The following is a 7,237-nucleotide window of genomic DNA, read 5'->3' on the forward strand; positions in this document are numbered from 1 at the left end:
GCTTCCACGTACCCACCCCGCACCCCGCCACGCCCAAGTCGCTAGCGGAGGCCGTGGTACTGGTGGTAGCCGAACTCTCCGCCCGCCCCGAATCACCCGAAGCCGGTTCCCCCGTCGGCGTCACCTTCCCCGGCATCATCCAGCACGGCGTGGTCCATTCCGCCGCCAACGTGGACAGGGCCTGGCTGGACACTGATATTGACGCACTCCTGACGGAGCGCCTCGGCCGTCCGGTTGAAGTCAACAACGACGCCGACGCCGCCGGACTCGCGGAAGCGCGCTACGGCGCCGGCGCCGGGGTCGCCGGAACCGTTTTGGTGATTACCCTCGGCACGGGAATCGGCTCAGCCTTTATCTTCGACGGAAAACTCGTGCCCAACGCCGAGCTGGGCCACCTCGAGATCGACGGCCATGACGCCGAGACCAAAGCCTCCGCTGTCACCCGCGAACGGGATGGCCTCTCCTGGGACGAATACAGCGTCCTGCTGCAACGCTACTTTTCCCATGTCGAGTTCCTGTTCTCCCCCGACCTGTTCATCGTGGGCGGCGGCATCTCGCAGCGGGCAGACGAGTACCTTCCCAACCTCAAGCTCCGCACGCCGATCGTGCCTGCGGTCCTGAGGAACGATGCCGGCATCATCGGTGCCGCCATCGCCACTGCCAGAAAGCACAAGCACGTTAAGTAACCGGTGGACAGATTGGACCGATCCACGGCATCTGTCGTCATCAGGAGCAGCCGACAGTTAGGTGCGAAGTCCTCTTGTTCAACATGTCCTGCGTCGCTTTCTGGGGACGACCACGCGAGACACCGTCAATGTGGGACTTCTCCCTGGAGACCGGTAACCGACTGTGAGGCTTGCGCTGCTAGACATTGGAACGTCGGCGCGCTCAGGCCGCCAAGTACCATCGGCGATCGCTGGCCCCTCGGGAGACACACAGAGGCCGGTAATGGCGTCATGCCTTCACCGGCCCCTGTGCCTCACTTTCCGCTGTCAGGCTTTGCCGTGAGAGGTTCGGGAGCGGCGTGCGACGGAATCCAAGGTGACGGCGAGGAGCAGGACGACGCCGGTGACCATGAACCGGAAGGACGAGTCCAGGTTCAGCAGGGTGAGCCCGCTGGATATGGACTGGATCACGATGATGCCGAGGATGGCTGCGAAAGCACTTCCCCGTCCGCCGAAGAGGCTTGTTCCGCCGATCACGGCCGCGGCGATCGCGTTCAGGTTAACGTCGCCGGTGCCGCTTCCCTGGTTGGCTGCGGCCAGGCGGGCCGCTCCGAGGAGTCCTCCCACCGCGGCGAGGGTGGAGCAGGTGATGAACACGGAGGTGTAGATTGCCCTGACGTTGATGCCAGCGCGTCGTGCTGCTTCTGGATTGCCACCGACGGCGTAGACGAAGCGGCCCCATTGCGTCCGCTTGAGCATGTAGTTCAGGACAAGAGTCAGCACAATGAAGAGCACGAACATCCAGCCGACCCCGCGGCCTTGGTTCAGGTACCAGACGGTCACTCCGAGGGCAGCGAGCAGCAGGCCCGCCCGCAGTGCGATGTTCTGCAGGGACATTGCGGACAGTCCCGCGTGCTGGCGGGCACGGGCATGGAAATAGTCAGTGGTGAACAGGCTCGCCGCGGCGGCCGCTGCGAGGACGTAGGACAGCCAGACCGGTACGAATGCCAACTGTGCGAAGTACACCAGCGGTGAGTCGAACGGCAGGTTGATCGAGCCCTTGGCGCCGAGGGTGTACAGCTGCAGTCCCAGGAATCCGAGCAAACCGGCGAGGGTGACGACGAAGCTCGGCACTCCGAAGCGGTTGAAGATCTGCCCGTATAGCCAGCCGATCACGGCGCCGAGTGCGATGGTAGCGAGGATGACCAGCCAGACAGGCCAGCCCATGTTCACTGAGGTGACGGCGACGACGGCGGCGGCCAGGCCGCTGACGGATCCGACTGAGAGGTCAATCTGGGCTACCAGAAGGACGGCAACGATGCCGAGGGCGATGATGCCGACGGCTGAGCTCTCCATGGTGAGGTTGACCAGGTTGGCGGGGGAAAGAAATATGGGGTTCAGGATTTGGAGGACGGCCCAGATGAGGATCAGTCCGCCGATGACGGGCAGGACGCCCAGGTCCCCGGAGCGGGTGCGGTCGAGGAAGGCTTTGTACTGTCCGCGCAGTCCGGTCCGGTCTTGAAGCCTTTCGTCCTGCAGGTCCAGGGCAAGGGCACTGGGTGCAGGTTGTGCCTTGGTGGTCATGATGCGTGGGTCTCCTCGCTGGTGCTGCGCGCGGCGGACCGTCGTGAGACGACGTTGTCGCTCGCTCCGGTGATCGCGGCAATGAGCTCTTCAGTTGAGACATCCCCTACTCGGAAGTCTCCGTTGTTGCGGCCCAGGCGGAGTACGACGACGCGGTCGGCAACTGCCTGGACATCGGCCATGTTGTGGCTGATCATGATGACGCCGTGGCCGCGCTCGCGCAGTCTTTCGACGAGGTTAAGCACTTCGGCGGTTTGTGCGACGCCAAGGGCGGCGGTGGGTTCGTCGAGGATGACGATTTTGGGGTCTCCCAGCAGGGAGCGGGCGATGGCTACGGTTTGCCGTTGCCCGCCGGAGAGGGAAGCGATCTGTGTCCGGACTGAGGGGATCTTGGCCGAGAGTTGTTTCAGCAGCTCCCAGGAACGGACCTCCATGTCGACTTCGTTGAGCCGCAGCGGTGAGAGTTCGCGGCCTAGGAAGAGGTTGTCTACGACTGTGAGGTTGTCGCAGAGTGCCAGGTCCTGGAAAACGGTGGCGATGCCGAGATGCTGGGCGGCGGCGGGGCTGGAGATGGATACGTCCTGGCCCTCGAACGTTATCGTTCCCGAATCCGGTGCGTGCACTCCGGAGAGGACCTTGACCAGCGTTGATTTGCCTGCGCCGTTGTCACCGACGATGGCGACGACCTCCCCTTGGGCGATGTCCAGTTCGATGTCCATGAGCGCTGCTACGGCGCCGAATGATTTGTTGATGCCGCGCAGTGTCAGCAGCTGGGGGGTTCCTGCTGGGGCGGACGATGATGTTGACATGTTTTTCCCTGTTGTTCCATGTGGGGGTGTTGGGGCAGGAGTCCCGGCGGTCCTCAGAGGGTGCACCGGGACTCCCCAGTCGAGCGGCAGGGCCGTACTTACCTGATGCCCGCTGTGGCGCAGGCGGCAGCGTAGGTGGGGGTGCAGAGCTCGGAGGCCTTCATGATTCCGGAGTCCACCAGGGCCTCTTTGAGATTCTTGGAGGTGACGACTGTGGGTACGAAGAGTTCGGATGGCGTGTTGAACAGGGTGGTTTTGCCCGTCGGCTTCTCACCCTTGGCGAAGGAATAGGCGATCTGGGCAGCTGCTTCAGCGACTGTTTTGATGGGTTTGGAGATGGTGTTGTACTGGTCTCCGGCAATGATGCGCTGTGCTGCGGCGAGTTCAGCGTCGTTGCCTGTGACGGGAGGTACCTGGGTCCCCGCGGCCTTGAATGCAGCGATCGTTCCGCCGGCCGTGCCGTCGTTAGCGGCGACAACTCCTGCGATCTTTCCGGAGAACTGGGTGATTTGGCCACCCACCCAGTCCTGGGCCTTTGTTGGTTCCCAGCCGGGAGTGTCAAATTCGGCGAGCAGGTCGAAGCCGCTGGTGTCAACGGCAGAATGGATGCCTTTCTTGATCAGCCCGGCAGCTGCATCCGTGGGCGAGCCGTTGACCTGCAGCAGCCCTCCTTGGGCGTTGGTTGACTGGAGGTGGTCCACGAGTGACTGGCCTATCATTGCGCCGATCTTTTCGTTGTCGAACGAGACGTAGTAGTCGGCGGCGGCGTCGGGGATCGGACGGTCATAAGCGATGATCGGGACATTCTGCGCCTTGGCCGAATTGACGATGGTTGCCGCTGCTGCGGAGTCGACAGGGTCAATAACTATGGCCTTCACACCTTGGGCCAGTGCGGAGTTTGCTTGTTCCTGCTGCTTGGCGGCGCTGGCGTTGGCGTTGGAGTAGATGACACTGCAGCCGGAGCACAGTTCCTTGATTTTGGCCTCAAACAGCGGCTTGTCGAAGAGTTCGTAACGGGTGGAAGCGATGTCAGGCATCAAAAACGCGATCTTTGCCGAGGCTGAGTCCCCTGTGGAGGAGGCTGACGATCCCTGCTCGGCGCAGCCGGTGAGGGCTGCGCCGGCGACGGCCGTTACGGCAGCGGCGGTCATGATGCGCATGTAGAAGTTCTTCATTGAATTCTCTTTCTTGAGGGATTCGAACCAGTAGGGCCACCCTAGGCCGCAACTCGTGTGTAGAGACTAACAGAAAAAATGTGAACTTAGTCATAAATTTTGATAAATTGATGCGTGACTTGTGAGGGCATATCCTTGGCAGCAGTACGCCAAGAGCATCGGCGCAGGAGCGGACCGCCCGCTCAGAGACGAAAGCGAGCATCATGAACGACAGTCCTGGGCTCAAGAAGCCTCGTGTTAATCGGCAACGGCGAATCATCGAGCATGTTGTCGAAGCTGGTTTTTCCAGTGCTGCCGATCTTGCTGCGCTGACAAACGTCAGCCTCATGACGATCCACCGCGACATCGACGATCTTGCGACGCGGGGCATACTGCGGAAAGTCCATGGCGGGGTTTCTGCGCTGCCGTCCACGGTCTTTGAGGCGAGCTCCGAAATCAGGATGCAGATTCAGCCGCAGGCCAAGGCTGCGTTGGGACGGAAGGCCCTTGAGATGGTCGAGCCGGGCATGTCGGTGATGCTGGATGATTCGACAACTGTTTTTGCGCTTGCCCGGCTGCTCAACGATGTGGGTCCGTTGACGGTTATCACTAATTACAGGCAGGCCCTGGAGTTGTTCCGCGAGAACGATGACATCCGCTTGATTGTGACGGGGGGCCAGTATTCCCGCACGCATGATTCCTTTATCGGCCTGCCGAATGACAGCTCGTTCAGCTCCTACGCGGTGGATGTTGTCTTCCAGTCAACATCCACGATGGGCTCTGAAATGACCTACCACCAGGAGCAGGACGTCGTGCACATGAAGCGGGCCATGCTGAAGGCCGGCACCCGGCGGGTGTTGATGATGGACGGGGCCAAAGTGGGACGGACGTCCCTGCATCACTACGTCCCGGTCAGCGAGTTTACCGATCTGATCCTCACGGACGACGTCTCGCCCGAGTTCAGGGAAGCCGTGGCTGAGCACACCAGGCTGCACATTGCCCCTATGCGTTCAGCCCAGTCTCAGACGGGGTAATCGCCCCGCTTCCGGTAACTGGCCTTCTCAGCGGCCTGCTCAAGGTACCGGGCGCTGGATTGCCGCACCGGCCTCCCCTTTCCGGAAAGGCCGGCACTGCCACAATGTGTGCGGCCTATACGGTCCCGGCCGACATGAGAGCTTCCGGATTGGCGCAGTGCGCAAGAGGCTCCCCGTTGAGGTACCGGCGCACGTCCTCTGCAACGATCCTGGCAGCCTTTTGGGCGGTTGCCTTGCTCGCTCCGGCCAGGTGCGGTGTCATGACGATGTTCGGGGTCGTCAGCAGCCGGGAGCCGGCCGGGATGGGTTCCTGCGGGAAGACGTCGAAGGCCGCTCCAAAGAGATGACCTGAGTCGAGGGCATCACAAAGCGCGTCGTAGTCCAGGAGCGCCCCCCGAGCACAGTTGATGATGATGGAACCGGGCTGCATGGCCGCGATCTGCTCGGCTCCGATCATCCCCGTCGTTTCTGGCGTGACGCGTGCGTGCAGGGAGATGACGGCCGAGCGGGCGAGCAGTTCGTCGAACTCCACTTTCCGGGCCCGGCCGGCCAGTGCTTCGTCTGTGACGTAGGGGTCGTAGACCAGCACGGTCGCACCGAAGCCTTGAAGCATGCGGGCAACCCGGCTGCCGATTGCTCCGTAGCCGACCAGGCCCACGGTGCTGCCCTCCAGTTCGGGTCCGACGTTGCCGTACATGTAATAGTCGCCCCGCCAGGTTCCCGCGGTCAGGTCGGCGTTGGTCTGGGGAATGCGGCGCATCGCTGCCAGCATCATGCCCAGCGTGTGTTCCGCGGTGGCCGCAGCGTTACGTCCCGGGGCGGATGTGACCGCCACTCCGTGGCGTGTTGCCGCCTCGATGTTTGCGTTGACCGGTCCGCCGCGGCTAATGCAGAACAGTTTGAGGTCCGGGCAGGCTTTCAGGACTTTTTCGGTGAGGGGGGCCATCTGTGTTACGCAGACTTCCACACCCTGGAGGGCTTCGATGAGTTCATCTTCCGTTCCGGACGCCTCATCGACTTCTGCTATGCGGCCGAAGGGCACAACGGGCCACGGCAGGGTGAGTTCACTGTAGGAAACACTGTGGCCGGTGACTTCCCTTCCTATTGCGTCGGTGAGCAGGTCATTGAGTACGAAGTGGTCGCCGGCGGCGAGAATGCGGGTCATGGTGTGGTTCTCCTTGCTGAATCAGATCTTTGATCGGCCGGCCGGCACAAGGCTGGCGGCGACCGGGGTGTTGAACTCAAGCACGGAAACATAGCCGTCATTGAAGCTGAGTTCAGTGAGGGAACAGTTCCTGATGGCGGGGAAAACGCGCCTGTACTCCCCCAGCGGAACGCCAATGAGCTGGCACAGTGCGAGCCGGATCGCAGTTGTGTGGGCGACCACCAGAATCCGTCCTTCAGGGTACTGGGCTGCGAGGTCGCCAAGGCATTCGACGAACCGGTCCGCAGCTTTGAAGGGGTCTTCCCCGCCGGGCAGGTGGTGTTTGGCTGGATCGGACCGGAAGTGCGACAGGGCCTTCGGAAACAGCTGCTCCATCTCGGCCGTGGTTCGGCCTTCACCTTCGCCAAAGTCGAGTTCCCGGAGCCTCCCGTCAACTCTGACGGGCAGGCCAGTGGTGCTGGCGCTGGCAGCGGCTGTCACCTGGGCCCTCGTCAGGGTGGAGGCGTAGATACCGGTGAGCCCGGCTGTCCGGGACCAGTCGGCCAACCGGGCTGCCTGATCGTGGCCACGGCGGGTGAGTTCTATGTCGCTGATTCCTGCGTACCGGTTCTCGGCGTGCCACACCGTTTCTCCGTGGCGGCACAAGATGATGTTGGTCATGCGTTAGTCCTTTTGATGGCGTGTTCTGCAGCGGCTGGATCAAGCCAGCCACGCTGTTCGAGTTCGGCGACGAGGCGGACGTAGCTGTCATCGAAACGTCCGGACAGTCCAGGGCGAGGTTCGATGACCTGCCGGACCCTGACCATTTCGGCTGCCACATCGGCGG

Annotated in this window: 7 protein-coding genes; 2 read left to right on the top strand and 5 right to left on the bottom strand. The window is 62.3% G+C overall.

The annotated features are described in order from the left end of the window. Positions 1 to 686 (top strand): polyphosphate--glucose phosphotransferase (gene ppgK / locus DBR22_RS13640; RefSeq protein WP_108599462.1); only part of this gene is annotated, 686 nt, incomplete at its 5' end. Positions 687 to 992: 306 nt separating this feature from the next. Here ppgK and DBR22_RS13645 read toward each other — a convergent pair. The 3 genes from DBR22_RS13645 to DBR22_RS13655 all read right to left on the bottom strand — a co-directional run bounded on the left by DBR22_RS13645 (position 993) and on the right by DBR22_RS13655 (position 4,233). Next, a complete protein-coding gene (locus tag DBR22_RS13645; RefSeq protein ID WP_108599463.1) occupies positions 993 to 2,249 on the bottom strand; it encodes a sugar ABC transporter permease in 1,257 nt (418 codons plus the stop codon). Beyond that, entirely contained in the window at positions 2,246 to 3,058 is an 813-nt protein-coding gene (locus tag DBR22_RS13650) for an ATP-binding cassette domain-containing protein (RefSeq protein WP_108599464.1), read from the bottom strand. The genes DBR22_RS13645 and DBR22_RS13650 overlap by 4 nt, the downstream gene beginning before the upstream one ends. Positions 3,059 to 3,156: 98 nt before the next feature. Next, a complete protein-coding gene (locus tag DBR22_RS13655) occupies positions 3,157 to 4,233 on the bottom strand; it encodes an ABC transporter substrate-binding protein (protein ID WP_108599465.1) in 1,077 nt (358 codons plus the stop codon). 203 nt (positions 4,234 to 4,436) lie between these two features. Between DBR22_RS13655 and DBR22_RS13660 the strand changes: the two genes are divergently transcribed. Then, a complete protein-coding gene (locus DBR22_RS13660) occupies positions 4,437 to 5,246 on the top strand; it encodes a DeoR/GlpR family DNA-binding transcription regulator (protein ID WP_108599466.1) in 810 nt (269 codons plus the stop codon). A gap of 115 nt (positions 5,247 to 5,361) precedes the next feature. On the opposite strand, the gene DBR22_RS13665 is transcribed toward DBR22_RS13660, so the two are convergent. Together DBR22_RS13665 and DBR22_RS13670 are read right to left on the bottom strand one after the other, a co-directional pair. Then, a complete protein-coding gene (locus tag DBR22_RS13665) occupies positions 5,362 to 6,411 on the bottom strand; it encodes a 2-hydroxyacid dehydrogenase (protein ID WP_108599467.1) in 1,050 nt (349 codons plus the stop codon). A gap of 21 nt (positions 6,412 to 6,432) precedes the next feature. Continuing rightward, the gene (locus DBR22_RS13670) at positions 6,433 to 7,071 is read right to left on the bottom strand and encodes a histidine phosphatase family protein (RefSeq protein ID WP_108599468.1); all 639 of its coding nucleotides are present in this window, start codon (positions 7,069 to 7,071) and stop codon (positions 6,433 to 6,435) included. Positions 7,072 to 7,237 lie beyond the last annotated feature (166 nt).

Origin of the sequence: Arthrobacter sp. HMWF013 (genome assembly GCF_003061105.1) — a bacterium.
Lineage (GTDB): Bacteria > Actinomycetota > Actinomycetes > Actinomycetales > Micrococcaceae > Arthrobacter.